20 protein-coding genes are annotated in these 25,402 nt (G+C 62.8%); 10 read left to right on the forward strand and 10 right to left on the reverse strand.

Annotated elements, in window-relative coordinates:
• The first annotated feature begins 6 nt into the window (after positions 1 to 6).
• Together AC3WWH_RS22510 and AC3WWH_RS22515 are read left to right on the forward strand one after the other, a co-directional pair.
• Positions 7 to 870: a cytochrome b/b6 domain-containing protein gene (locus AC3WWH_RS22510; RefSeq protein ID WP_057248911.1), complete on the forward strand. Its 864-nt coding sequence runs from the start codon at positions 7 to 9 to the stop codon at positions 868 to 870.
• Complete coding sequence (locus tag AC3WWH_RS22515; protein ID WP_058324104.1) at positions 867 to 1,658, forward strand: molybdopterin-binding protein; 792 nt, start codon at positions 867 to 869, stop codon at positions 1,656 to 1,658. Before AC3WWH_RS22510 ends, AC3WWH_RS22515 begins: the two co-directional genes overlap by 4 nt.
• A 141-nt stretch (positions 1,659 to 1,799) precedes the next feature.
• On the opposite strand, the gene AC3WWH_RS22520 is transcribed toward AC3WWH_RS22515, so the two are convergent.
• From AC3WWH_RS22520 to AC3WWH_RS22530, 3 genes are all read right to left on the reverse strand, one after another.
• A complete protein-coding gene (locus tag AC3WWH_RS22520) occupies positions 1,800 to 2,885 on the reverse strand; it encodes a YcjF family protein (RefSeq protein WP_058324105.1) in 1,086 nt (361 codons plus the stop codon).
• Positions 2,882 to 4,378: a YcjX family GTP-binding protein gene (locus tag AC3WWH_RS22525; RefSeq protein ID WP_058324106.1), complete on the reverse strand. Its 1,497-nt coding sequence runs from the start codon at positions 4,376 to 4,378 to the stop codon at positions 2,882 to 2,884. Before AC3WWH_RS22525 ends, AC3WWH_RS22520 begins: the two co-directional genes overlap by 4 nt.
• Before the next feature lie 130 nt (positions 4,379 to 4,508).
• Positions 4,509 to 5,027, reverse strand: coding sequence for a SixA phosphatase family protein (locus tag AC3WWH_RS22530; protein WP_058324107.1), 519 nt, complete (start codon positions 5,025 to 5,027; stop codon positions 4,509 to 4,511).
• Positions 5,028 to 5,443: 416 nt separating this feature from the next.
• Between AC3WWH_RS22530 and dksA the strand changes: the two genes are divergently transcribed.
• Positions 5,444 to 5,863, forward strand: a complete 420-nt coding sequence (gene dksA / locus AC3WWH_RS22535; RefSeq protein ID WP_034794589.1) for an RNA polymerase-binding protein DksA — start codon at positions 5,444 to 5,446, stop codon at positions 5,861 to 5,863.
• A 126-nt stretch (positions 5,864 to 5,989) separates the two neighbouring features.
• Here the strand turns inward: dksA and AC3WWH_RS22540 are convergent, their stop codons facing one another.
• Positions 5,990 to 6,991: a flagellar biosynthetic protein FliO gene (locus AC3WWH_RS22540; protein WP_058324109.1), complete on the reverse strand. Its 1,002-nt coding sequence runs from the start codon at positions 6,989 to 6,991 to the stop codon at positions 5,990 to 5,992.
• Between the two features lie 264 nt (positions 6,992 to 7,255).
• On the opposite strand from AC3WWH_RS22540, the gene cckA reads away from it, so the two are divergent.
• Entirely contained in the window at positions 7,256 to 9,883 is a 2,628-nt protein-coding gene (gene cckA / locus AC3WWH_RS22545) for a cell cycle histidine kinase CckA (protein WP_113398895.1), read from the forward strand.
• Between the two features lie 99 nt (positions 9,884 to 9,982).
• Here cckA and AC3WWH_RS22550 read toward each other — a convergent pair whose 3' ends face one another.
• Positions 9,983 to 10,912, reverse strand: coding sequence for a pseudouridine-5'-phosphate glycosidase (locus AC3WWH_RS22550; RefSeq protein WP_058324110.1), 930 nt, complete (start codon positions 10,910 to 10,912; stop codon positions 9,983 to 9,985).
• 31 nt (positions 10,913 to 10,943) lie between these two features.
• Entirely contained in the window at positions 10,944 to 11,891 is a 948-nt protein-coding gene (locus AC3WWH_RS22555; protein ID WP_058324111.1) for a carbohydrate kinase family protein, read from the reverse strand.
• 321 nt (positions 11,892 to 12,212) lie between these two features.
• Here AC3WWH_RS22555 and recA point away from each other — a divergent pair, with 321 nt between their 5' ends.
• The gene (gene recA, locus AC3WWH_RS22560) at positions 12,213 to 13,304 is read left to right on the forward strand and encodes a recombinase RecA (protein WP_057248921.1); all 1,092 of its coding nucleotides are present in this window, start codon (positions 12,213 to 12,215) and stop codon (positions 13,302 to 13,304) included.
• Positions 13,305 to 13,532: 228 nt separating this feature from the next.
• On the forward strand, positions 13,533 to 16,196 hold the full coding sequence (gene alaS, locus AC3WWH_RS22565) for an alanine--tRNA ligase (RefSeq protein ID WP_058324112.1): 2,664 nt from the start codon (positions 13,533 to 13,535) through the stop codon (positions 16,194 to 16,196).
• A 96-nt stretch (positions 16,197 to 16,292) separates the two neighbouring features.
• Here the strand turns inward: alaS and AC3WWH_RS22570 are convergent, their stop codons facing one another.
• The gene (locus AC3WWH_RS22570; RefSeq protein ID WP_058324113.1) at positions 16,293 to 17,951 is read right to left on the reverse strand and encodes a SulP family inorganic anion transporter; all 1,659 of its coding nucleotides are present in this window, start codon (positions 17,949 to 17,951) and stop codon (positions 16,293 to 16,295) included.
• Between the two features lie 190 nt (positions 17,952 to 18,141).
• Here AC3WWH_RS22570 and AC3WWH_RS22575 point away from each other — a divergent pair, with 190 nt between their 5' ends.
• Positions 18,142 to 18,993, forward strand: coding sequence for an AraC family transcriptional regulator (locus AC3WWH_RS22575; protein WP_058324114.1), 852 nt, complete (start codon positions 18,142 to 18,144; stop codon positions 18,991 to 18,993).
• Positions 18,994 to 19,230: 237 nt separating this feature from the next.
• Here AC3WWH_RS22575 and AC3WWH_RS22580 read toward each other — a convergent pair whose 3' ends face one another.
• Together AC3WWH_RS22580 and AC3WWH_RS22585 are read right to left on the reverse strand one after the other, a co-directional pair.
• Complete coding sequence (locus AC3WWH_RS22580) at positions 19,231 to 19,692, reverse strand: GNAT family N-acetyltransferase (protein WP_197417423.1); 462 nt, start codon at positions 19,690 to 19,692, stop codon at positions 19,231 to 19,233.
• 132 nt (positions 19,693 to 19,824) lie between these two features.
• Complete coding sequence (locus AC3WWH_RS22585) at positions 19,825 to 21,039, reverse strand: NADP-dependent isocitrate dehydrogenase (RefSeq protein WP_058324115.1); 1,215 nt, start codon at positions 21,037 to 21,039, stop codon at positions 19,825 to 19,827.
• Between the two features lie 276 nt (positions 21,040 to 21,315).
• Here AC3WWH_RS22585 and AC3WWH_RS22590 point away from each other — a divergent pair, with 276 nt between their 5' ends.
• The 3 genes from AC3WWH_RS22590 (at position 21,316) to murI (ending at position 25,035) form a co-directional block, all read left to right on the forward strand.
• Positions 21,316 to 23,292 (forward strand): FUSC family protein, encoded by a 1,977-nt coding sequence (locus AC3WWH_RS22590; RefSeq protein ID WP_058324116.1) that lies wholly within the window; start codon positions 21,316 to 21,318, stop codon positions 23,290 to 23,292.
• A gap of 65 nt (positions 23,293 to 23,357) precedes the next feature.
• Positions 23,358 to 24,203: an RNA methyltransferase gene (locus tag AC3WWH_RS22595; protein WP_057248928.1), complete on the forward strand. Its 846-nt coding sequence runs from the start codon at positions 23,358 to 23,360 to the stop codon at positions 24,201 to 24,203.
• Positions 24,190 to 25,035, forward strand: coding sequence for a glutamate racemase (gene murI / locus AC3WWH_RS22600; RefSeq protein WP_058324117.1), 846 nt, complete (start codon positions 24,190 to 24,192; stop codon positions 25,033 to 25,035). Before AC3WWH_RS22595 ends, murI begins: the two co-directional genes overlap by 14 nt.
• On the opposite strand, the gene AC3WWH_RS22605 is transcribed toward murI, so the two are convergent.
• Positions 25,032 to 25,289, reverse strand: coding sequence for a hypothetical protein (locus AC3WWH_RS22605; protein WP_162752542.1), 258 nt, complete (start codon positions 25,287 to 25,289; stop codon positions 25,032 to 25,034). The genes murI and AC3WWH_RS22605 overlap by 4 nt on opposite strands.
• Between the last annotated feature and the right edge of the window lie 113 nt (positions 25,290 to 25,402).

The raw sequence follows: 25,402 nt of genomic DNA on the forward strand, positions 1-25,402 counted from the left end.
TTTCCCATGAACACGACGGAATATGATCCCCAGACGATCACGACACGCGCGCAGGCAAGACTGACGATCCGGCGGCACCGACTTGTCACGCGTCTTACCCATTGGGCGTGGGCGGTGGCCCTGTTCTTGCTGCTGCTCAGCGGCCTGCAAATCTTCAACGCGCATCCGGCGCTCTATATTGGCCAGCAATCCGGCTTCGCCTTCGACAACGGCGTCTTTTCAATCCAGCCGAGTCGCGACCGGAATGGCGAGGTCCGGGGTATAACGACCGTGTTGGGGCGAAACTTCGATACCACCGGCGTCCTCGGCGTCAGCGGGGCCAAGCAGGTACGCGCCTACAGGGCCTTTCCCGCCTGGCTGACCGTGCCATCTTACCAGGACCTTGCTACGGGACGGGTCGTGCATTTCTTCTTCGCCTGGGTCTTTGCGACGGTCTACGCCATCTGGTTCATGGCAAGCGTGATCAATGGGCACCTGAGGCGCGATATCCTTCCCGGCTGGGGCGATATCCGCGCGTTGCCGCACACCTTGACCGAGCACATTCGCTTTCACTTCGACCACGATGGGCGCTACAACAGCTTGCAGAAACTCTCCTACGCGCTTGTTCTCCTGTTGTTTTTCCCGCTGATGATCCTGACGGGCCTGACGATGTCACCGGGCATGAACGCTGCCTGGCCGTGGCTGCTCGACCTCTTCGGCGGGAGGCAGACGGCCCGCACGATCCACTTCGTCGTTATGCTCCTTCTCGTCGGGTTCTTCGTCGTGCACCTGTTCATGGTGTTTGCCGCCGGGCCGATCAACGAGATGCGGTCGATGATTACCGGCCGCTACCGTCTCGACGATCGACACAAGGGAGGGAATGCGAGATGACGCGCTTGTTCGTCAGTCGCCGTCGTTTCATGGGCATCGCCGGGGTGGCTGCATCCACCGTTCCGCTTGCCGGCTGCGATATGCTCGATGGGTTGCTTGCGGGCGACGATCCGGTGCGTGGCTTTCTCGCATCGGCCAACACACTGACCTACCGGTTGCAGCGACTTTTGATCCCCGTGGATCGGCTCGCACCGGAGTTCTCGGAAAGCGAGATCCGTCAGGGGCAGCGGCCGAACGGCTCGACGGACCCGACCGACCCGGCTTATCTCGCGCTGAAGGACGCGGAGTTTGCTGCCTATCGGCTCAATGTCTCGGGGCTCGTGGAGCGACCGATGCAACTGACGCTCGACGAACTCCGCAACATGCCGTCACGCACGCAGATCACACGGCATGACTGCGTCGAAGGTTGGAGTTGCGTCGCCAAGTGGACGGGCGTGCCGCTGGCCCGAGTGCTGGATGAGGCAGGCGTGAAGAGCGACGCACGTTACGTTGTCTTCCATTGCTTCGACAGCATGTCGCTCGGGCTTGCGGGCTCGGCAGCCTACTATGAATCGATCGACATGATCGACGCCCGCCATCCGCAGACGATTCTGGCCCATGGCCTGAATGGAACGCTGCTTCCAGTCGCCAACGGCGCGCCGTTGCGTGTGCGCATCGAACGCCAGCTCGGCTACAAGATGGCGAAGTACATCCGGGCGATCGAAGTGGTCTCCGATCTCTCGAAGATTGGCGGAGGACGCGGCGGCTATTGGGAAGATCTCGGCTACGACTGGTATGCCGGTATCTAGAGCGCCGTGCGTTCAGATGAACGCACTAACGCCGCTCTGGCACTTTGTTTCTGGAGCATCTTTCCGCGTTTCTGGAGCATCTTTCCGCTTTCACGTGATTCGACTTGAAAGCGGGATGCTCCAGTGCCAACCGAACATGCCCTATTTCTCGCCGCCTTCGCTGCCGGCGCGCCCGGCACCCGGACTTAAGTCGGCCAGAAAATCGCCGATACCAGGGCGTTTCAACGCGCGGAACGGCATAGGACGGCAGAGGTCCATCGCCGCGATGCCGATACGCGCTGTCATCAGGCCGTTGATCACGCCTTCGCCAAGACGCGCCGAGAGCTTCGAGGCGAGGCCGTGACCAAGCACCTGCTGGATGAGGCTGTCACCGGCGGCGATCGAGCCGGTAACGGCAAGATGGGCGATGACGTCGCGCATCAGCCTCAGCAGACCGAGCGTGCCGGGGCGGCCGCCGTAGAGTTCGGCCATGGAGCGGATCAGGCGGGCGGATTCATAGAGCACATAACCGAGGTCGACCAAGGCACGCGGGCTGACGGCTGTGACGATCGATACGCGCTTCGAGGCGGCAAGAATGAGGCGGCGGGCCTCGCGGTCGAGCGGGCTCAGGAGTTCGCGTTCGGTGAGTTCGATCAGATGCGGCCCATCGATGATCTCGCCCTCGGTTTCCTTCAGCCGCGTGCGGCCGCGTGCCGTTCGTGGGTTGCTGGCCAGCAGATGGACGAGCTTCGTCTGCGCCGACCGCGCGCGCTTGGTGTTGCCCGAGGTCGCTGCAGCCTCCGTTTCCGATTTCAGCTTCTGGATGGCGGTAAGCTGCATCATCCCGGAGAGCTCGCGGGCAACGACGATCAGCAGCGCCAGCAGTCCGATCGCGACGACGGCAAGGGCGGAGTAACCGAGCCAATCGGCGCGAGTGAAGAGATCGCGCAGCAGGCGGTCGACCCACAGCCCGGCGGCAAGCGACAGGATGATGCCGAGCGCGCCGATCGCGATCTTGCCGACCGACAGGCGACGCTTGCGCGGGCTTGCTTCCGGCAACGCGAGCGCCTCGACCGCCAGCGTGGTCTCGCGGAACGGATCTTCCGCATCCGGCGTCAGCACCACATTGTCATCGAAGCTCGCGGGCGAACGCGGGACGCGCGACTGTGGGGCGGCCTGGACAGGCTTCTCCTCTCCAACCGAAAAGGCGCCGGGTCGGCGGCTGCGGCCGTTACTATCGTCACTCATGCGAGCCGGTCTCCGAACAGAAATTGCATGGCTCGGTCGAGACGGATATGCGGTACCGACAGTTTTAAGCCGCCGCCGGTTTCCTCGAGATGCGGCGGGCGGAAGCGGACGAAGCTGAGCTCTGGCAGAGGGTGGGCGCTTTCGACGAAGGTCGTTCCGCCCGACTGCATCTCGATCGCCTTGAAGAGCACTTCAGGATCTTCCGGCAAGTCACCGGGAAATATTGCGGTTTTCTTCTCGCCGTCAAAGATTTCGCCGTTGATCTCCTCGCCGGCGATCGGGGTGCCGACGATCACCGGCAGCGCATGGCCGTCGTGGTTGACGGTCGCTTCGCGGGTCGCCCTGACGGATGCAAGCGCCATGACCTCGAGGCCGGCGCCGCTCATGCCGATGCTCTGCGCGGCGCGATCGACCAGGCGCGCGGAGATGCGCTCCAACCGGTCGTGGCTTTCGTGATGCAGATGATCCGCCTTCGTCGCGGCGATCAGCACCTTGTCGATCCGGCGTGTCAGGAAGGAGGAGAGCCAGCTGTTGGTTCCCGGGCGGAAGCAGGCGAGCACGTCGGCAAGCGCCTGCTCGAGATCGAGCAGCGCTTCGGGGCCATTGTTGATCGCCTGGAGCGCATCGACCAGCACGATCTGGCGGTCGAGCCGTGCGAAGTGTTCGCGAAAGAACGGGCTCACCACATGCTTCTTGTAGGCCTCGTAGCGCCGCTCCATCATCGCCCAGAGCGAACCTTTCGGTGCGCGGCCATCCGGGAGATCGGGAAGCGGCGAGAAGGTGAGTGCCGGCGACCCCTCGAGATCGCCCGGCATCAGGAAGCGGCCAGGCGGGAGGGTCGAAGGAGAGCGTTCGTCCGCCTTGCAGGCCCTCAGATAGCCCGTGAAACTTTCGGCAAGCCTGCGGGCGCTCGCCTCGTCGGCAACGGCCGTCGGTCCGGCCGAAGCGGCCAGCGTCAGCCACTCCGCCGAAAAGGTGCTCCGGCTGGCGGCATGGGCGCGTGCCACGGCGTTGTTGCTGAACGCGCGGAAATCCTGTGCCAGCAGGGGCAGATCGAGCAACCACTCACCGGGGTAATCGACGATATCGAGCGACAGGCGGCCGGGAGAGAACAGCCGGTTCCAGCCGCTGGCACTCTCATAGTCGATCGTGATGCGCAGTTGCGAAATGGCGCGGGTCGAATCCGGCCAGATGCGATCGCGCACCAGGGCAGCGATGTGGTCCTCGTATTGGAAGCGCGGTACGGCATCGTCCGGCTGCGGTTGAAGCCTGACCTTCGAGACCCGCCCGGAACGCACGGGCTCGAACACCGGCAGGCGTCCGCCGTTCAGGAGATTGTGCACCAGCGACGAGATGAAAACCGTCTTGCCGGAGCGCGACAGACCGGTGACACCGAGGCGGATGGAGGGATTGACGAGGCCGGAGGCTCGGTCGGTCAGATTGTCGAGCGCAATCAGGGCGTCGTCTTTGAAGCTGGTCAGGTTGGGCGCCAAATCTTGCTCTTTCTTGCGGCGTAGTTCCGTGGGGCGTCTGCTGGCGTCGTCCGGCAGAACTGTCGCACGCAGGCAGCCACCGCGATATAGGCAATATTTCCCCGGTCGCAACGAGGATCCGGCAATTCTTCTATTGGTTGGGCAGCAGGATCGAGACCAATGTCGCGACCGCTGCGCCATCTTTCGGCGCGACGACGGGCAGGTCGAGGATCGAAAGCCCCCCCGGCGGATAACCGTAGGCAAACGCCTCACGCGCTGCGTCGTCTCCGATCAGCCGGTGAAGCAATTGCTCGATCATCGGGTTGTGCCCGACCAGCATCAGCGAATTCAGATGCCGATGGGCGTCGATGAGATCGAAGTAGACCGTTGCCGGTCCCGAATAGAGTGCATCGATGTAACGGATATCGAGACTTTCACTGACGGTGCGAAAGAACGGTTCGGCGGTTTCGCGGCAGCGCACGGCGGTGGAACAGAGGATGCGCTCGGGGCGGATGCCGCGGTCGGCAGCCGTCTGCGCGAGCCGTTCCGCATCGACATAACCGACCTCGTCCAGCGCCCGGTCGAAGTCGCGTTGCCCGGGCAACGCCCAACCGGAGCGTGCGTGCCGCAGAAGGTAAAGGCGAAGGGCCTTGGGGGCGCTGTCTTGCATCGAGCGGTTTCCGGTGGCTGCCTGTCGCTTGTGGCGGCAGGGTCGAATGGTGTTGTCCGGGCACAGCTTGCGCGTCGCCCGGCAGACCTCCACCTTTTCCCTCGGGAGCCGCAAAGATCAAGCTGCCGGCTGCTTTTTTCCGGGGATCGGCAAGCTGCTGCGCTTTGCCGCGGTCGCGATCAGGCGATCCAATGACGCAAACACATCAGTGTCACTTTTCAGCGAGGACGGCCGGACGCAGCGGTACGTACAAGCAGGAATTCAAGTTCCAATGTGTAATTTTGATGAAATATTCGTCAGTTAGCCTGAATCGCGAGCAATATTAAAATACGGTTGAGTGCCTGTTCCGAGGCTTGAATCAAGGCTTCCATAGGTCTATACAGCGCCGCAATGAGATGTTCTTCAGGAGAATCGCGTTGAGTGAGAAGATCGATCTTAGTACCTTCGTCCTATCCGAGGACGATGAATTCATGAATGCCAACCACCGGGCGTATTTCCGGGCCAAGTTGAATGCTTGGAAAAATGACATCCTTCGTGAGGCACGCGAGACACTGGATCACTTGGCAGAGGAGAGCGCCAATCATCCCGATCTCGCAGACAGGGCTTCTTCCGAAACGGATCGGGCAATTGAGCTCAGAGCCCGGGACCGTCAGCGCAAGCTGATCTCCAAGATCGACGCGGCGCTGCAACGGCTCGATGAAGGCACCTACGGCTACTGCGAAGAGACCGGTGAGCCAATCGGCCTGAAGCGGCTGGACGCACGGCCAATCGCAACCCTGTCGATCGAGGCGCAAGAGCGTCACGAGCGTCGGGAAAAGGTCTACCGGGACGAATAAGATATCCGACTATCGGAACTGTCTGAAAAAAGGCGCGGCTCAAACCGCGCCTTTTTCTTTTGGACCGATTGCTTACCAAGGGTGGACCGCTTCGCGATGCCCAGCGGCGTCACCCGCGAGGGGAAGCTATGGCTTCCGGCCGGCCGAGATATCGGCCAGCATACGGTTCATTTCTTCTTCGATGGTCGGCTCCTTGCGGCCGCCTTCGGCGCCGGGGGCGCCAAGCGTCGGCTCCTGACGGCCGGATGGCGCCAGGGAGCGGCTCTCCGGTGCCACCATGTTCGTGGAGGCAACGGTGACTGGGTTCGGTACTGTGGCCGGGCCAAGACGCTGCAGGTCGCCGCTGATCTCCGCATCGAGCAGGCGCTCGAAATCCGTGAGGGCAGTGGCCGGCGTCGGCTGGGGCTGCTGGATGGTGGGGGCCGGGCGCTGCAACTGCACGGGTTGTACGGGGATTGGCTGCGCCTGGACTTGCTGGACCGCCGGTGCGGACCTGTTTATGGCGATTTCGAAGTTCGACTGGGGCGCCGAAGCGGCCGTGACAGCCGGGATTTCCGGAGCCTGCTGCACGGACGGACGGACAGGCGGACGTTGTTCGGCCGCAAGGACGGGTGCGGCGACCGGGCGCTGCTCCACGACAACGCGCGGCGGCGCGGCCGGCTCGATACGGGTGACCGGTTGTTCCTCCGGTTGGGCAACGGGGCGGACCGGCGTTACGGCGGCGACGGTTTCAGCTTCAAGCGAAGGTGCGGCTTGTTGCGGAAGCTCTCGCGTTGCCGGCCGGCTGTCCACTGCCAGCGGTTCCTCAATCTTGCGCTCCGCGACGGCCGCGCGCTCCTCGGGCGCACCGATCCGGCTCTCGATGACGATATCCGTCGGGCCGCCGATCATGATCAGATGTTCGACATCATCGCGGCGCACGAGCACCAGGCGGCGACGGGTGTCGACGGCAGCGGCATCGAGCACGGCAAGGCGCGGCTGGCGGTTCTTGCCGCCGCGAATGAAGGGCGAGGAGGGGCGATTGCGCATGATCCAGAGCACGGCCACGAGGCAGAGAAGTCCGATCGCGACGGCTGCGGCGGCGATGACGAACCGGCTGCCATTGTCTGCGATGATCGTTTCCATCATAGGCTGAACTCCTTCTGCCTTTCGAGTGCCAGTATTTGACGGCTTTTTTCGGGCCCGGACAAGGACTTCGCCGACATTCCCTGTGAATTGGCTGCAATGCTTCCGCAGAGGTGCTTTTTGCTGTTATCTCTGATTGTTAAAGATGATTCTTGTCCGAATGATCGAGGGCGTATCGGGAATGACCGATTTCGCCCGGTGGATTACGCGGATACCGGCCGGAAGTGCCGGCCCGCGCGCGCGGTGCCGGCCGCATAAGAGGATCCGATGACGAAATTGCGGCAGTCAGGCGACTACCAGATGCCGGTTGTTGACCGTGGCGTCAGGCCAGGCACCGTGCTGCGGATCGTTCTGCTCGCGATCGTCCTCACCGTGTCAGCCATCGCCTTCGTGATCTTCAAGAACGAGATGGAAAACGAGATCGTTCTCGGCATCCTCGGCGTTCTTGCCATGGTCGGCATCTTCTTCCTCGTCTCCTCCGTCATCGGCTTCATCGAGGTCATGCCGCAGTCGCGCCCGGACGAACTGGCGCGCGCCTTTCTCGATGCCCATGAGGACGGCACGATCGTCACCGACCGCAAGGGCCGGATCATCTACGCCAACGCCGCCTATGGCGCGCTGACGGGTGCCAAGAGCGCCGCCGGCATCCAGTCGCTGGAAACCATCCTGTCGCGCAATCGCGAGGCGACGGAAGCGATCTATCGGCTGACGAACGGTCTACACGAGGGCAAGCAGGGGCATGAGGAATTCCGCCTGCTGAAGCCGCTCGCGACCAGCACCTCCAGCGGCTCCGGCGCCCATTGGTTCCGGCTGAAGGCGCGGGTGCTGCCGCTCGAAGACAGCGAGCGCAATCCGCTTTATCTCTGGCAGATTGCCGACATTACGGCGGAGCGCGACGACCAGGAGCGCTTCTTCAAGGAACTGCAGAACGCGATCGACTATCTCGACCACGCGCCGGCCGGCTTCTTCTCTGCCGGGCGCAAGGGCGAGATCTTCTACATCAATGCCACGCTCGCCGATTGGCTCGGCATCGACCTGACCAAGTTCCAGCCGGGGTCGATCAGCATCGGCGACCTGGTGGCCGGCGAGGGGCTGACGCTGGTTCAGGCCGTGCAGGCGGAGCCTGGCCTGAAGAAAACCAAGATGCTCGACCTCGATCTGCGCAAGCTGAACGGCCAGAGCCTGCCGGTGCGCATGATCCACCGGGTCTCCTCGACGCGCGACGGGGCACCCGGCGAAAGCCGCACCATCGTCATGTCGCGCGAAGGCGGCGAGGACAACGAGCAATCGGCGTCGAGCGCGGCAATGCGCTTTACCCGCTTCTTCAACAATACGCCGATGGCGATCGCCTCCGTCGATGGCAATGGCCGGATTCTGCGCACCAACGCGCCGTTCCTGAAGCTCTTCTCCGGCCTCGTCTCGCAGGACGAGGTCGAGCGCGGAGCGCTGATCGAAGCCGTGGTGCACGAAACCGAAAAGGGCCGTCTGCACGAGGCGCTGGCGGCAGCCAAGGACCGGCAGGGTGACATCGCGCCGATCGATGCGCTGCACCCGAAGGATGGTGAGCGCCACTTCCGCTTCTATATCAACGCCGTAATCGACCAGAGCGATCAGTCGCCAGAGGAAGCGGCAATCATCCATGCGCTTGAAATCACCGAGCAGAAGGCGCTCGAGAACCAGATGGCGCAGACCCAGAAGATGAACGCTGTGGGCACGCTCGCCGGCGGCATCGCGCACGACTTCAACAACGTACTGACGGCGATCCTGCTGTCGTCCGACCACCTGCTCCTGTCGGCCCGTACGGCAGATCCGAGCTTTGCCGATCTCATGGAGATCAAGCGCAACGCCAACCGCGCTGCAGTGCTTGTGCGCCAATTGCTCGCCTTCTCGCGCAAGCAGACGATGCGGCCGACGGTGCTCAATATGACGGATGTGATCGGCGACCTGCGCATGCTGGTCGACCGCATGACCGGAACCAACGTCAAGGTCGAGGTGGACTATGGCCGCGATCTTTGGCCGGTCAAGACCGATCTCGGCCAGTTCGAACAGGTGCTGCTGAACCTGGCGGTCAATGCCCGCGACGCAATGCCGGAGGGCGGCACGATCACCCTTCGGACGCGCAACCTGCCTGCCGCCGAGGTTGCCGCCTTCGGACGACGCGAGTTGCCGGACGACGATTTCGTGATGGTCGAGGTCGCCGACCAGGGGACCGGCATCCCGCCTGAGATCCTCGACAAGATTTTCGAGCCGTTCTTCACCACCAAGGAAGTCGGCAAGGGCACTGGTCTCGGCCTGTCGATGGTCTATGGCATCATCAAGCAGTCGGGCGGTTACATCTATCCGGAATCGGAAGTCGGCAAGGGTACGACCTTCCGCATCCTGCTGCCGCGCCACATCGAGGTGCCGGTAGCGGTCGAAGAGACCAACCCGGCGGCGACAGAAACGGCGGAGGCGGCTCCGGCGCGGGTAGCGCAGACAATTGCAGCACCGGCGGCAAAGACCGAGGAGCCGGCCGATCTCACCGGGGATTCGGCCGTCGTCCTGCTTGTCGAGGACGAGGAGGCGGTACGCCGCGGCGGCAAGCGCATGCTGGAAACGCGCGGCTACACAGTCTACGAGGCGGGCTCCGGCGTCGAAGCGCTCGATATCATGGAAGAGCTCGATGGCGCGGTGGATATCGTCGTCTCTGACGTGGTGATGCCCGAGATGGACGGACCGACGCTGCTGACCGAACTGCGGAAGAAGTATCCAGACCTGAAGTTCATCTTCGTTTCCGGCTATGCCGAAGACGCCTTTGCCCGCAACCTGCCGGCGGATGCGAAATTCGGCTTCCTGCCGAAGCCGTTCTCGCTGAAGCAGCTCGCAGTCTCCGTGCGCGAAATGCTCGACTCCTAGATCAGCGGTCTGACACTGAAATCATCAGCCGGTGGAAGCCGGACATGAAAAAGCCCGGCGCTTGCGTGCCGGGCTTTTTCGTCTGGTATCCTATCGGAATTACTTGGCGTTGAGCGCGACCGCGATCTCGCCGGCAAGGCGCGCATTGTTCTCGACCAGCGCGATGTTGGTCTCGAGGCTGCGGCCTTCGGTCATGTGGAAGAGATTGTCGAGCAGGTAAGGCGTGACGGCCTTGCCGGTGATCTCATCGCTCTCGGCATTGTCGAGCGCGCGGGCGATGTAGATTTCCATCTCTTCGCGCGGGATTTCGCTTTCCTCCGGCACCGGATTGGCTACCAGCATGCCGCCGTCGACGCCGAGCAGTTCGCGCATGTTCTGGAAGTTGGCGATCGCCGCCGGGCTGTTCAGCATCAGCGGGCTCTTGAGGCCGCTGTCGCGCGACCAGAAGGCCGGGAAGACTTCGCTGTCATAGGTGACGACGGGGACACCGCGGGTTTCGAGCACTTCGAGCGTCTTCGGAATGTCGAGGATCGCCTTGGCGCCGGCGCAGACGACGATGACGCCGGTGCGGGCAAGTTCGTCGAGGTCGGCGGAGACGTCGAAGCTGAGTTCGGCGCCGCGGTGCACGCCACCGATGCCGCCGGTCGCAAAGACGCGGATGCCGGCGCGGGCAGCCGCAATCATCGTCGCGGCGACGGTGGTTGCGCCCGTGCGGCGCTCGGCGATCGCGAAGGCGAGGTCGGCGCGCGAGACCTTCATCGCACCTTCCGTCTTCGCCAACTCCTCGAGCTTGGCGTCATCAAGGCCGATATGCAGCACGCCATGGATGACGGCGATCGTTGCCGGCACGGCACCCTGTTCGCGGATGATCGCTTCGACGCTGCGGGCCATGTTCAGATTGCCGGGATAGGGCATGCCATGGGTGATGATGGTCGATTCCAGCGCCACGATCGGCGCGCCACGCGCCTTGGCGGCTGCGACCTCGTCGGAATATGCCATCGGCAGGGAGGGAGAAGCGGGTTTGGTCATGGTCTTTCCTTGGGAGTTCTGCTGGCAATTGTCATGACAGCATTTGGGGCGTGGGCACAAGAGCCAGCGCCTGTTCGAGATTGGCCGCGGACATCTCTTCGGATGCGGCCAAGGGAGAGCGCAATGTGATTCCGGCGGCTGCGATGCCGTGCCGCAGGCACTCGGTCAGATTGCAGCCGGCGAGGCGCGCGGAGAGGAAGCCGGAGGCAAGCGCATCACCGGCGCCGGTCACGTCGGCCAGTGCCGGGAGCGCCGGCGGAACGGCAACGCAGATGCTGTCGCCATCGAAGGCGACGACCGCGCGGCCGCCGCGTGTGACCACGCCGCCATTGAGGCCCGCGCTTCTCAAAAGCGCCGGCCATGCTTCCGCCTCGGCCGCGTCCTTGCCGGTCAGCGCCCGTGCCTCGGATTCATTCATGAACAGGAAGGAGAGATGGGGGAGGCACGGCCGGTAGCGGATGACCTTGGCGGGCGAAACGGCAATGCCGGCGACGAGGCGCCCGTTGCCCGCGGCCGACTGGACCAGCGCGGCGATCGTTTCCTCCGGCAGGTTGGCGTCCGTCAGCACGAGCCTGCTCGTGGCGACGACATCGCGGAGCGCCCGGCGTTGCAATTGTCGCGGCGAGAACAGCCGGTAGAGTTCCATGTCGGCGAGCGCGATCACCAGATTGCCGTCGTTTTCAAGGATCGCGGTGTAGCTCGGCGTCTGGCGATCGAGAAAGGTGAGGGGGCTGTCGATGACCCCTGCTGCGGCCGCCGCCGCCGTCACCATCTCGCCGGCGGCATCGCCGCCGCGAGTGCTGATCATGCGCACGCCATGGCCAAGGCGCGCAAGGTTGCGGGCCGCGTTGAAGCCGCCACCGCCAGCCTCTTCGAACCAGGTGCCGGGATTGCTGGAACCCGGTGTGGTCGTCCCCGATATGCGGCCGCGCCTGTCGATATGCGCTCCGCCGAAGACGGCGATTTCAGCTTCCGTCATGAATGTTCCTCTGCTTGGCCCATCGGCCGAAATATCTGTTGGCTTTCTGCAATGGCCGAGGTCCAAATTCCAAGGACCCATGCGCCCGATCTCTTCGTCTCAGGCGAATCGGCCAAGCCCTGAGGGGCAGGTTTGAAGACGTACTGCGCGCATTTGAGAACCTATGGTTTCAATCCCGTGAACATGAAAAGAACGAAACCAAGATAATCATTGTTTTTCAATATATTGTCCTGCTCTTGCAAATACGGAACAAAACATGTACAAAAACTCCTGCGGCGGCTTCATTGCCTCGGTAGCTTCAATAACCTAAAGGTGGACCAAATGGCACAAAACTCTTTGCGGCTCGTAGAGGACAAATCGGTGGATAAAAGCAAGGCACTTGAAGCGGCACTTTCCCAGATCGAACGGTCGTTCGGCAAGGGATCGATCATGAAGCTCGGTGGGAAGGACAGCATCATCGAGATCGAAACCGTCTCGACGGGTTCTCTCAGCCTCGACATCGCGCTCGGCATCGGCGGCCTGCCGAAGGGCCGCATCGTTGAAATTTACGGCCCGGAAAGCTCGGGTAAGACGACGCTGGCGCTGCAGACGATCGCCGAAGCACAGAAGAAGGGCGGCATCTGCGCCTTCGTCGACGCCGAACACGCGCTCGATCCGATCTATGCGCGCAAGCTCGGTGTCGATCTCGAAAACCTCCTGATCTCGCAGCCGGACACCGGCGAGCAGGCGCTTGAGATCACCGACACGCTGGTGCGCTCCGGTGCGATCGACGTTCTCGTCGTCGACTCCGTCGCAGCGCTTGTGCCGCGCGCCGAAATCGAAGGCGAAATGGGCGACAGCCTGCCGGGCATGCAGGCACGCCTGATGAGCCAGGCGCTGCGCAAGCTGACCGCGTCGATCTCCAAGTCGAACTGCATGGTCATCTTCATCAACCAGATCCGCATGAAGATCGGCGTCATGTTCGGTTCGCCGGAAACCACCACCGGCGGCAACGCGCTGAAGTTCTACGCCTCGGTCCGCCTCGACATCCGCCGCATCGGTTCGGTCAAGGAGCGCGAAGAGGTCGTCGGCAACCAGACCCGTGTCAAGGTCGTCAAGAACAAGATGGCGCCGCCCTTCAAGCAGGTCGAGTTCGACATCATGTATGGCGAAGGCGTTTCCAAGACCGGCGAACTCGTCGATCTCGGCGTCAAGGCCGGCATCGTCGAGAAATCCGGTGCCTGGTTCTCCTATAACAGCCAGCGCCTCGGCCAGGGCCGCGAGAACGCCAAGACGTTCCTGCGCGACAACCCGGACCTGGCGCGTGAGATCGAGACGGCGCTGCGCCAGAACGCCGGCCTGATCGCCGACCGGTTCCTCGAAAACGGCGGCCCGGAACCCGACGACGGCAGCGACGACGCCGCCGAGGCGTGAAACACCAGGAACTGAAGCTTCCGGAGAACCGGTCGTCCTATGACGGCCGGTTTTTTGCTGCCGTCTGGACAGTATGATACGTGAACGATAAAAGCCTTTGGTTCCGGCGACCGAGGGCGTTGGAGGGCGTGGCCATCATGGATGGCCACGGGGTTTAAGGACAATGGCTTAGTGGCGCGGCAGATGCCGGATCCGGGCCGGAATCGGTGCTTTAGAATAGGACGCAAGATGAGCGGCGTGAATGAAATCCGGTCGACCTTTCTCGACTATTTCCGCAGGAACGGTCATGAGGTCGTGTCGTCGAGCCCGTTGGTGCCGCGCAACGACCCGACATTGATGTTCACCAATGCCGGCATGGTGCAGTTCAAGAACGTCTTCACCGGCCTGGAACAGCGTCCCTATTCGACGGCCGTGACCGCGCAGAAATGCGTGCGCGCCGGCGGCAAGCACAACGACCTCGACAATGTCGGCTACACCGCGCGCCATCACACCTTCTTCGAAATGCTCGGCAACTTCTCCTTTGGCGATTACTTCAAGGAGAAAGCCATCGAGCTTGCCTGGAACCTGATCACTAGGGAATACGGCCTCGACGCCAAGCGCCTGCTGGTCACGGTCTACCACACCGACGACGAAGCCTTCGATCTCTGGAAGAAGATCGCCGGCTTCTCCGACGACCGCATCATCCGCATTCCGACGAGCGACAACTTCTGGGCCATGGGCGATACCGGGCCCTGCGGCCCATGCTCGGAAATCTTCTACGACCATGGCGACCATATCTGGGGTGGACCGCCCGGCTCGGCCGACGAGGACGGTGACCGTTTCATCGAGATCTGGAACCTCGTCTTCATGCAGTACGAGCAGATCACCAAGGAAGAGCGGGTCAACCTGCCGCGTCCGTCGATCGACACCGGCATGGGCCTCGAGCGCCTGGCAGCGGTGCTGCAGGGCCAGCACGACAACTACGACATCGACCTTTTCCGCGCCCTGATCGCAGCTTCCGAGGAAGCAACCGGCGTCAAGGCCGAGGGCGACCAGCGCGCCAGCCATCGTGTCATTGCCGACCATCTGCGTTCGTCCGCTTTCCTGATTGCCGACGGCGTGCTGCCGTCGAACGAGGGCCGCGGTTACGTGCTGCGCCGCATCATGCGCCGCGCCATGCGCCACGCGCAATTGCTCGGTGCCCGGGATCCGTTGATGTGGAAGCTCTTGCCGGCGCTGGTCGGCCAGATGGGCCGCGCCTATCCGGAACTGATGCGCGCAGAAGCGCTGATCTCCGAGACGCTGAAGCTTGAGGAAACCCGCTTCCGCAAGACGCTGGAGCGCGGTCTGAACTTGCTTTCGGACGCATCTGCCGATCTCTCGGAAGGCGACCAGTTCAACGGCGAAACCGCCTTCAAGCTCTACGACACCTACGGCTTCCCGCTCGACCTGACCCAGGACGCCCTGCGCGCCAAGGGCATCACCGTCGATACCGACGCCTTCTCTGTCGCCATGGAGCGCCAGAAGGCCGAAGCCCGCGCCAACTGGGCCGGCTCGGGCGAAGCGGCGACCGAGACGATCTGGTTCGAGCTCAAGGAAAAGCACGGCGCCACCGACTTCCTCGGCTATGACACCGAGACCGCCGAAGGCGTGATCCAGGCGATCGTGCGCGACGGCGCCGTCGTCGCTTCGGCAGCCAAGGGCGACACGGTCCAGGTGGTGCTCAACCAGACGCCGTTCTACGGCGAATCGGGCGGCCAGATGGGCGACACCGGCACGATCACCACCGAAACCGGCAAGCTTGTCGTGACCGACACGCAGAAGCGCGGCGAGGGGCTCTTCGTTCATTTCGCGACCGTTGCTGAAGGTACGGTGAAGACCGGCGACGCCGCGCAGCTCGACGTCGACCATGCGCGCCGCTCGCGCCTGCGCGCCAACCACTCGGCAACCCACCTGCTGCATGAGGCGCTGCGCGAAGTGCTCGGCACCCATGTCGCCCAGAAGGGCTCGCTGGTAGCCCCGGAACGCCTGCGCTTCGACGTTTCGCATCCGAAGCCGATGACGGCGGAAGAGCTGAAGATCGTGGAGGAAATGGCCAACGAGATCATCGTGCAGAACACGCCGGTGACCACGCGCCTGATGAGCGTCGACGATGCGATCGCCGAAGGCGCGATGGCACTCTTTGGCGAGAAGTATGGCGACGAAGTGCGCGTCGTCTCGATGGGCCGCGGCATTCACGGTTCCAAGGCCAACCGCGCCTATTCCGTCGAGCTTTGCGGCGGTACCCACGTGTCGGCCACCGGTGACATCGGTCTCGTCCGTGTCGTTTCGGAAAGCGCAGTCGGCGCCGGCGTTCGCCGCATCGAGGCGCTGACCGGCGAAGCCGCACGCGCCTATCTCAACGAGCAGGACGAGCGCGTGAAGACACTCGCCAACACGCTGAAGGTTCAGCCGGGCGACGTGCTCGGCCGCGTCGAGGCGCTGCTCGACGAACGCCGCAAGCTGGAACGCGAACTGACCGAAGCCAAGAAGAAGCTGGCGCTCGGCGGTGGCGGCGAGGCGGGTTCCGCCGACGCAGCCCGCGACATCGCTGGCGTTCGTTTCCTCGGCAAGGTCGTCTCGGGCGTCGAGCCCAAGGATCTGAAGAGCCTTGCCGATGACGGCAAGAAGAGCCTCGGCTCTGGCGTCGTCGCTTTCGTCGGCGTGTCCGGCGATGGCAAGGCGAGTGCGGTCGTGGCCGTCACCGACGATCTGACCTCGAAGCTCAGCGCCGTCGACCTCGTTCGCGTCGCATCAGCCGCGCTCGGCGGCAAGGGTGGCGGCGGACGTCCTGACATGGCCCAGGCCGGTGGTCCGGATGGTGAGAAGGCGGCCGAAGCCATCGAGGCCGTGGCCGTTGCACTGGCCGGGTAACCGTCAAAGACAGAAACTAGAAGGGCGCCACTTCGGCGCCCTTTTTTGTTCGATGTCCTCAAATTGTTAGAAAACGTCGGCATCGCTCTGAATTCTCTATTCTTTCGTCGCACCGCGGATGTTGTCGAGCGCAAGTTCGATGGACGCAAACGTTGCGACACGTGGCTCGTGCACGTCGTGGCTCGCCAGCATGCGCCGGACTTGGTGCGAGGCGCCGGTAACGATGAAGCGCACGCCGGTCCGTTCGGCCTTTCGGACGGTGCCTTCGATCACGTTAGCCGCGGTTGAATCCATGAAAGGCACGTCGCTGCAATCAAGAATGAAGTTGCGGCGCTGGTCGGCAATCCGGTCCAGCACCGAGCCAACAGTTGCCGCGGAGCCGAAGAAGAAGACGCCGGAAATGTGATAGATCACCGTATCCGGGTCGTCGGCGGCAACGGGATGTTCCTCGGCGCCATTTTCTTCCGCGCTGGATCCTGGGCGCTTCGCTTTGCCGATGGCGATGCTCTTGGCCATACGGTCGATGAAGAGAACGGCTCCAAGCGCGAAGCCGACGACGATACCTTCGGTCAGATCGCGAAAGACGACGATGGCAAAGGTGGCGAGCAGCACCACGGCATCGCCGCCTGATGATCGCAACAACGCCATGAAGGCCGGCTTCTCGACCATGTTCCAGGCGACGACCGCAAGCATGCCGGCAAGGGCTGCAAGCGGGATATAGCTTGCAAGTGGAGCAGCCACCAGCATGAAAGCGAGAAGGAAAGCCGCGTGCAGCATGCCCGACACCGGACTGGTGCCGCCGGCCCGCACATTCGTCGCCGTGCGTGCGATGGTGCCGGTGACGCAGATGCCGCCGAAGAGTGCCGAACCGATGTTGGCAATGCCCTGGCCGATCAGTTCGACGCTGGAGCGATGACGCCGGCCGGTCATGCCGTCAGCGACGACGGCGGAAAGCAGGGATTCGATGGCTCCGAGCAGCGCGAACGAAACTGCATCCGGGAAGACCGCAGCGACCCGGTCGAAGGATAACGGCGGCAGCGCCGGCCTCGGCAGGCCGCCGGGGATGCCGCCAAAGCGGGTGCCGATCGTTTCGGTCGGCAGGTGTAACAGGGCGACGGCGACAGATGCGACGGCGATCGCGATCAGCATGCCCGGCCAATGCGGCCTCAGCTTGCGTAGGACGAAGATAACAGCAATCGTCAGTGCTGCGGTTGCCACGGTCGGCGGGTTGATCGTGTCGATCGCGGCAGCGAGGGCGGTGATCTTGTCGAGGAAGGGGCCGGGCTCATTGCCCTCAAGCGTGATCCCGAGAAGATCGCGCAGCTGGCTTGCGAAGATGATCACCGCGATGCCGGCGGTAAAGCCAACGGTGACGGGATAGGGAATGAACTTGATGTATTTGCCGAGCCGCAAATAGCCGGCAGCAATCAGCATCACCCCGGCCATCATCGTCGCCAGCAGGAGACCGTCGACGCCGTGGCGATTGACCGTGGCAGCGACCAGCACGATGAAGGCGCCAGCCGGACCGCCGATCTGGGAGCGGCTGCCGCCGAGGAAGGAGACAAGAAAGCCGCCGACAATGGCGGTATAGAGGCCGCGATCAGGCGTGACGCCCGATGCGATGGCGATCGCCATCGACAGGGGCAAGGCAACGATTGCGACAGTGAGGCCGGCGATCGCGTCGGCGCGCAGGCGGGCGCCGTCATATCCTTCAGTGAAAACGCTTACGATCTTCGGAACAAGAGTATCGGTCATCGGCTGGGCCTTCGGCCAGAAGAGTTCCGTCCGGTGGATCCCGGGCGGAGCCTGCAAGACGGCAATGATAATAGAGCTAGCTTGAGTCGCGGCGCTTGCAAAATTGTGGCGGTACGCCGGAGAAGTCCGCAGGATTTGTCAAATTGATCTATGGTCTACCGATCCGTGAGCAAAGCGCGAAAGGGTAGACATGGACGATCGGGTAGCGTGGGCGACCTATGAACGGCGCCTGCACAGGGTCAGCGACTACATTTATGGCCATCTCGACGGCGATCTCGACCTCGATCGTCTCTCCGAGATCGCCTGTCTATCGCCGCACCACTGGCACCGCATCTATCGTGCGGTCCATGGCGAGACGCTGGCCGCAACCGTGAAGCGGCTGCGACTGCAGCGGGCCTCGGCCGATCTCGCCCAGTCCGATCTTCCTGTCGAAGCGATCGCGCAGCGCTCTGGCTACCCCAATCTCCAATCCTTCAACCGCACCTTCAAGGGAGCTTACGGGCTGCCGCCGGCGCGCTACCGGAAGGAGGGCAGCCATGTCGCCTTTGAAACCGCGTCAACGGAAGGAATCCCTGATATGTATGAAGTCACCCTCAAGGAGGTCGAGGCCTTCGACCTCGTCGGCGTCGCCCATAGCGGCTCCTACATGGAGATCGGGCGGGCGTTCGAGACGCTCTACGGAACCTTGTTCTCGCGCCAGCTGTTCCGGCCGGACATGGAGATGATCGGCATCTACCTCGACGACCCCGAACTGGTTCCGACCGACAAGCTGCGCTCCTTCGCCTGCGTCAGCGTTCGCGAACAGATGCCGGTGGAGACGCCGCTGACACCGCAGCACCTCGACGGCGGCCGCTACGCCGTGCTGCGCCACAAGGGTCCCTATGCGGATATGCCGAACGCTTACCAATGGCTCTACGGCACCTGGCTGCCACAGTCAGATCGTGAAATCCGCGACAGCCTGATGTTCGAGAAGTATCTCAACAATCCCCGCGAAGTGGCGCCGACGGAGCTTTTGAGCGAGATCTACCTGCCGCTGAAGTGAGGCTTGCAAGACGTCGGTGGTCGGTTGCGATCGGCGAAGTGGAACACCTCTGAACGGCCGACAAGGTTTCAAGCCTTGTCTGCCTTTTCCTGATGGCACCTGCCGATCCAAGCGCAGACATCCGGCCACACAAACAAGAAGGGCCGGCTGAGCCGACCTCTCCTCGTCCGCCATTTTGCAGTGCCGGTACATCCGTGGCCAGCAATCGCATGCTATCGAGCCGTCGGCTTTCGCCCCTCACGGCCCGCAAGGCTTGATCAACTTGCTCATATTGATGCCGGTAACGCGAAAACCTGCGACATCGTAGACGTGTTTGGCACGTCGATTGTTCTCCGCGACACGCAGCTTTATCTGCTTAAAGCCTTTCGCTGAAAGCTCGGTTTCGAGCGCATTGAGGGCCTGCTTGGCGAAACCTTGCCCCTGCTGGCTGGCAAGGATGTGGAAATCGCTGATGAAGACCGAATGGCCGGCGAGGTCTGGTCTATACCAGAGGTAGCCTATGAGGCTGGAATCGGTCTCATTGATCACACAGAGCAGCACGTTGCCCGGCGTCTTCACGCCCTGCGGCAGATCTTGTGCGATTTCACGTCTTGCCTGCACCAGCGCGTCAGCGTCGGAAAAGCCGTAGTTGGCCGAAATTTCAATGGCGTAGTCCGGAATGAAATAGTCGAGATAGGCCGGGTATTCGCTATCAAGCATCGGTCTGAATGAGATCATCGGTCGTTCCCGTAAGGGCTTGCCGCCGCGGAGATCAGCTGAGCGACGGTGCTGGTAAAAAAGAAACCCGGCGCATGGCCGGGTTCCGTGTTTTTCGAAGTGTCTGGCGCCCTATCAGGCAGCCATGGCCTTCTGCAGGTTCTCGTCGATCTTGTCGAGGAAGCCGGTGGTCGAGAGCCACGGCTGATCGGGACCGATGAGCAGCGCCAGGTCCTTGGTCATGAAGCCGGATTCGACGGTGTCGACGCAAACCTTCTCAAGCGTGTCGGCGAACTTCGCGAGTTCGGCATTGCCGTCGAGCTTGGCGCGGTGCGCAAGGCCACGGGTCCAGGCGAAGATCGAGGCGATCGAGTTGGTCGAGGTTTCCTCGCCCTTCTGGTGCTGGCGGTAGTGGCGGGTAACCGTGCCGTGGGCAGCTTCGGCTTCGACCGTCTTGCCATCCGGCGTCATCAGAACCGAGGTCATCAGGCCGAGCGAGCCGAAGCCCTGGGCCACGATGTCCGACTGCACGTCGCCGTCGTAGTTCTTGCACGCCCAGACGTAACCGCCGGACCACTTCAGAGCGGAGGCGACCATGTCGTCGATCAGGCGGTGTTCGTACCAGATCTTCAGTTCCTTGAACTTCTCGGCGAATTCTTCCTCGAAGACCTTCTGGAAGATGTCCTTGAAGCGGCCGTCATAGACCTTGAGGATGGTGTTCTTGGTCGAGAGGTAGACCGGAACCTTGCGCTGGATGCCGTAGTTGAACGAAGCACGCGCGAATTCGGTGATCGAATCGTCGAGGTTGTACATGCCCATGGCAACACCGGCCGACGGTGCGTCGAAGACGTCGTATTCGATTTCCTTGCCGTCTTCGCCGACGAACTTCATCGTCAGCTTGCCCTTGCCCGGGAACTTGAAGTCGGTGGCGCGGTACTGGTCGCCGAAGGCATGACGGCCGACGATGATCGGCTTGGTCCAGCCCGGAACCAGGCGCGGAACGTTCTTGCAGATGATCGGCTCGCGGAAGATAACGCCGCCGAGGATGTTGCGGATCGTGCCGTTCGGCGACTTCCACATCTTCTTCAGCTTGAATTCCTCGACGCGGGCTTCATCCGGCGTGATCGTGGCGCACTTGACGCCGACGCCGTGCTTCTTGATCGCGTTGGCCGCGTCGACCGTCACCTGGTCTTCGGTGGCATCGCGGTTTTCGACGCTGAGGTCGTAATATTCCAGATCGATGTCGAGGTAGGGATGGATCAGCTTGTCCTTGATGAACTGCCAGATGATGCGGGTCATCTCGTCGCCGTCGAGCTCGACGACCGGATTGGCGACCTTGATCTTTGCCATGAATATGCCTCGTAGCTTATGCGGGACAGCGGGAGCGATGTCCCTTCCTCTCTGAAAAATCCTGTGCCCTATAGCACTCAGAACCGGCAAGGCAAAGCGTGCTTGGTTGAAACTTTGGATGGAGGTTGCGACTGGCCTCGCACAAGGCTTCGGCACGCCTTTCCGGCTGGGCTCTCAGCGCGCCGGCCTTGCAAAGATCGCGCCTGCCGCTATGCAGGAAGAACCCCCGCGAAGCGACGCGCACGTGAGGCGAACGCAGACAGACAAAGGCATCCGATGGCATTTCGTTCCCGTATGCGCGATTGGCTTCTTGCCAACGATCCGGCCTTCTCCCGCCTGCGGCAGGCCTCCCGCATCACCGCGACGATCGTCGTTTCCATTCTGCTCCTGATGGCGTTTCACTATCTCGTGGCGCCGCTGCCGCCGGCCGCCTTCGGCCTCGCTGCGTCGCTGTCGATCGAAGGCGGTCTCGCCGTTCGCGACACGACGGTGGCAGGCCAGCGCCTGACCCGCATCGTCGCCGTCGCCGTCGGTGTTTGCATGGTCGGGCTTGCATCGGTTCTCGAGACTCATCGCTACGCATCTGATGTCGTTTTCCTGCTGATCATCTTTCTCGCCGTCTATGGCCGGTCCTTCGGGCCGCGCGGCTTTGCCGTCGGCATGTTCGCGTTCATGTCCTATTTCACCGGCGCTTATCTGCGACCGACGCTCGATCAGCTGCCGGCGCTGTTCTTCGGCGCGGCGGTCTCCGCCACGGTCGCGCATCTCGTTCGCACACGCCTGCTGCCGGATGATCGCTACCAGGACCTGTTGCGGGCGACCGCCAGCGTGCAGCGCCGCGTCGACCAGATGCTGCTGCAACTGGCGGAGATTGCCCGTAAGCCGGTTCTTTCCGAGGTCGATCGGCGTCGGCTGCACACGGCGGAGGAGCGATTGAAGGAAGCGGTGCTGATGGCCGAAAGCTTCATTCCGACCGAGAACCAGCGGCCGGAACCGGAGCCGGGCCTCGCCTCGGCCGATGTCGTCGTCAATCTTTTCGACCTGCATCTCGCGGCCGAAAGCGTGATTGTGGTGAGCTTCCAGTCGATGCCGCCGCCGGCGCTGGTGGAGGCGATGCTGGCGCGTGACGGCGAGCGGATCGACGAGGAGATCGCACGGCTCGGCGATGCTGCACCACGGCGCGCGGAAACCGTGAAGGCGCTGCTCTGGCTTCGCAATGTCAGGCAGAGGCTTGCCCGCAGCCTTGCAAAGCTGACGCCGGCCGACATCGAAGAGCCGCAGGCACACATGAGTGGCGGACCAAGCCGCTGGAAGCCATCGCTTGCCGACCCGGCGCTGAAGGCAGCGATCCAGATCACGCTCGCTTCCGGCATCGCCATGGTCTTCGGGCTGATGCTGTCACGCGAACGCTGGTTCTGGGCGGTGCTCGCGGCGTTTCTGGTCTTCACCAACACACGTTCGCGTGGCGACACGGCCGTCAAAGCGCTGCAGCGCTCGGCAGGCACCCTCTTCGGCATCGTGGTCGGCATCGTCGTCGGCACGCTGGTTGGCGGCAATATCTATCTCGTGCTGCCGCTCTGCGCCCTCTGCGTCTTTCTTGCCTTTTATTTCCTCGCCGTTTCCTACGCGACGATGACCTTCTTCATTTCCGTCGTGCTGTCGCTGGTCTACAGCCTCATGGGCGTGCTGACGCCGCACCTCCTGCAGCTTCGTCTCGAGGAAACCATGATCGGCTCGATCGCCGGTGCGGCCGTCGCCTTCGTCGTTTTTCCGACGCGCACCCGCACCACGCTCGATGCAGCTGTCGCGACCTGGTGCGACGAACTGATCGGCCTGTTGCAGGCTGCGCGGGACGGCACTTCCGGCATGGTTCTCGTTGCCCGCTCTCAGGCGCTCGACCGGGCCTATCGCGAGCTCGCGGCGGCGGCAAAACCGCTCGGGCTTCCGTGGCAGCTGGTGACGCGCCCCGGCCATGTGCGCCAGGCGCTGGCAATCTTCATGGCCTGCACCTACTGGGCACGGGTCTTCGCGCGACGCGTCGGCACGGATGCGGAGCTGGAGGGCACCGATTTCAAAGAGGACATCGACGCCAATCTCGAACTCGTTCGGTCGGTGCGCGACAAGGCGTCCGCCTATTTCTACGAGGTCGGCCGGATCGGTGCGCCGGTCGATCGGCACCTGCCGATCTCGAAGGACGATGCGGAGCTTGGTCTCGAGATGATCGGCGTCTCTCTCAACCGGCTTCATTTGTAGTGGACTTTAATTTCCGCGGTATTTGTGCAAGGGAAGCGCCGAACGACAGGCGAAGGCACGGGAAAATGGCAGGTACGAACAGCGAGCGCGAACTTCTGGTGGAAGGACCGGCGATCATTCTCGCCTATCCGCAGCTCGGCGAAAACATCGGCATGGTTGCGCGAGCGATGGCGAATTTCGGTCTGGCAGAGCTTCGGCTCGTCAATCCGCGCGACGGCTGGCCGAGCGAAAAGGCGCGCTCGGCTGCGAGCCGCGCCGACCACGTCATCGACAGCGCCAAGCTCTATGGTTCGGTCGAAGAGGCTATTGCCGACCTCAACTTCGTCTATGCGACGACCGCTCGCGACCGCGACGGCTACAAGCCGGTCCGCTCTCCGATTGTCGCAGCGCGCACGCTGCGCCAGCGCTTCCAGGGCGGCGAGAAGACCGGGATCCTGTTCGGGCGCGAGCGCACCGGGCTTACCAACGAGGAAGTGGCGCTTGCCGACGAAATCGTGACCTTTCCGGTCAACCCGGCCTTCGCGTCGCTCAATCTCGCTCAGGCGGTGCTGCTCATGTCCTATGAGTGGCTGAAGACCGGCATGGAATCGGAGGACCAGACCTCCTTCCAGGCGATCGAGCAGCGGCCGGCAACCAAGGAACATCTGCAGGGGCTCTTCGAGCATGTCGAGGAAGCGCTCGACGCGCGCAACTATTTCCGCTCCGCCGACAAAAAGCCGAAATTGGTCGAAAACCTGCGCGCTGTTCTGACCAGACCATCCTTTACCGAATCCGAAATCCAGGTGCTGCGCGGCGTCATTTCTTCGCTCGACCGGTTCACGCGGGAAAACCCGCGGGGCTCCGGCGCTCCGGGTGATCACAGCAGGGGCGAGCACAACAGGAAAGCGCGAGACAAAGGTGACAGCGAGTGAACTGAAACCCATTCTCGTCTTCGACAGCGGCATCGGCGGCTTGACCGTGCTGCGCGAGGCGAGGGTGCTGATGCCCGAGCGGCATTTCATCTATGTGGCCGACGATGCCGGCTTTCCCTACGGCGGCTGGGAAGAGGCGGCGCTGAAGGCGCGGGTGATCGAACTCTTCGGCCGGCTGCTTTCCGAGCATGATCCGGAAATCTGCGTGATCGCCTGCAACACCGCGTTCACGCTTGTCGGCGCGGATCTGCGCGCGGCCTATCCTCAGATGACCTTCGTAGGCACGGTCCCGGCCATCAAGCCGGCGGCCGAGCGCACGCGCTCCGGTCTTGTGTCTGTTCTGGCGACGCCGGGCACCGTCAAGCGCGCCTATACGCGTGATCTCATCCAGTCTTTCGCCAGCCAGTGTCACGTGCGCCTCGTCGGCTCGGAGAACCTCGCCAGGATGGCGGAGGCCTATATTCGTGGCGAGAAGCTGGATGATGAGACGGTCCTCGCCGAAATCGCCCCGTGTTTCGTCGAGATGGACGGCAGGAAGACCGATATCGTCGTGCTGGCCTGCACGCACTATCCCTTCATGGCCAATGTCTTCCGAAAGCTCGCGCCATGGCCGGTCGACTGGCTGGATCCGGCCGAAGCGATTGCCCGGCGGGCGCGTTCGCTCGTGCCGCTGCCGAACGGCTTCGACCCGCTGAATGGCCAGGATCCGGCAATTTTTACCTCCGGCAAGCCAGATTTTGCGACGCGGCGGCTGATGCAGGGATTCGGCCTGACGGTAACCCCGGACGCGACCGTCGAACACCGGGTGGGACGGACTGAGACGATCGGCTAGAAGAAGATCGCCAGCGAAATTCCGATCAAGGCAGCCAGCACGCAGGCGGTCCGGAAGTGCGTACGGCTGATGCATGCAGCTTCATCTCTTGACGTGATGCGTTGCCCATCCTTGTAAGCGTCGCGCATGCGCTGATCGAGATTGTACATCTCCATTTGCTGTTCTGTTTCGTAGTGTTCCATCACTGCCCCTGGCAAAACGCTTCGACCATAACCGATATGGGCATTCGTCTTTGCTCGCAAAAGTATGACCATCAGCCAATCTCAACTTTATCTTGCGGCGAGCGGATTGTGCAGCCGGTGCTTTCCGGGTGACTTTCCGGCATGTATTCCCTGTGGGTTTTCTGCGTCGGAGGCACGCATTCCGG

This window comes from Ensifer sp. EB106-03-01-XG145, from assembly GCF_058792075.1.

What these genes read in the sequence shown, in the direction of transcription:
- AC3WWH_RS22510 (WP_057248911.1), top strand. Translation starts at nt 7, where the DNA reads ATGAACACGACGGAATATGATCCCCAGACGATCACGACACGCGCGCAG.
- AC3WWH_RS22515 (WP_058324104.1), top strand. Translation starts at nt 867, where the DNA reads ATGACGCGCTTGTTCGTCAGTCGCCGTCGTTTCATGGGCATCGCCGGG.
- AC3WWH_RS22520 (WP_058324105.1), bottom strand. Translation starts at nt 2,885, where the DNA reads ATGAGTGACGATAGTAACGGCCGCAGCCGCCGACCCGGCGCCTTTTCG.
- AC3WWH_RS22530 (WP_058324107.1), bottom strand. Translation starts at nt 5,027, where the DNA reads ATGCAAGACAGCGCCCCCAAGGCCCTTCGCCTTTACCTTCTGCGGCAC.
- AC3WWH_RS22540 (WP_058324109.1), bottom strand. Translation starts at nt 6,991, where the DNA reads ATGATGGAAACGATCATCGCAGACAATGGCAGCCGGTTCGTCATCGCC.
- cckA (WP_113398895.1), top strand. Translation starts at nt 7,256, where the DNA reads ATGACGAAATTGCGGCAGTCAGGCGACTACCAGATGCCGGTTGTTGAC.
- AC3WWH_RS22550 (WP_058324110.1), bottom strand. Translation starts at nt 10,912, where the DNA reads ATGACCAAACCCGCTTCTCCCTCCCTGCCGATGGCATATTCCGACGAG.
- AC3WWH_RS22555 (WP_058324111.1), bottom strand. Translation starts at nt 11,891, where the DNA reads ATGACGGAAGCTGAAATCGCCGTCTTCGGCGGAGCGCATATCGACAGG.
- recA (WP_057248921.1), top strand. Translation starts at nt 12,213, where the DNA reads ATGGCACAAAACTCTTTGCGGCTCGTAGAGGACAAATCGGTGGATAAA.
- alaS (WP_058324112.1), top strand. Translation starts at nt 13,533, where the DNA reads ATGAGCGGCGTGAATGAAATCCGGTCGACCTTTCTCGACTATTTCCGC.
- AC3WWH_RS22570 (WP_058324113.1), bottom strand. Translation starts at nt 17,951, where the DNA reads ATGACCGATACTCTTGTTCCGAAGATCGTAAGCGTTTTCACTGAAGGA.
- AC3WWH_RS22575 (WP_058324114.1), top strand. Translation starts at nt 18,142, where the DNA reads ATGGACGATCGGGTAGCGTGGGCGACCTATGAACGGCGCCTGCACAGG.
- AC3WWH_RS22580 (WP_197417423.1), bottom strand. Translation starts at nt 19,692, where the DNA reads ATGCTTGATAGCGAATACCCGGCCTATCTCGACTATTTCATTCCGGAC.
- AC3WWH_RS22585 (WP_058324115.1), bottom strand. Translation starts at nt 21,039, where the DNA reads ATGGCAAAGATCAAGGTCGCCAATCCGGTCGTCGAGCTCGACGGCGAC.
- AC3WWH_RS22590 (WP_058324116.1), top strand. Translation starts at nt 21,316, where the DNA reads ATGGCATTTCGTTCCCGTATGCGCGATTGGCTTCTTGCCAACGATCCG.
- AC3WWH_RS22595 (WP_057248928.1), top strand. Translation starts at nt 23,358, where the DNA reads ATGGCAGGTACGAACAGCGAGCGCGAACTTCTGGTGGAAGGACCGGCG.
- AC3WWH_RS22605 (WP_162752542.1), bottom strand. Translation starts at nt 25,289, where the DNA reads ATGGTCATACTTTTGCGAGCAAAGACGAATGCCCATATCGGTTATGGT.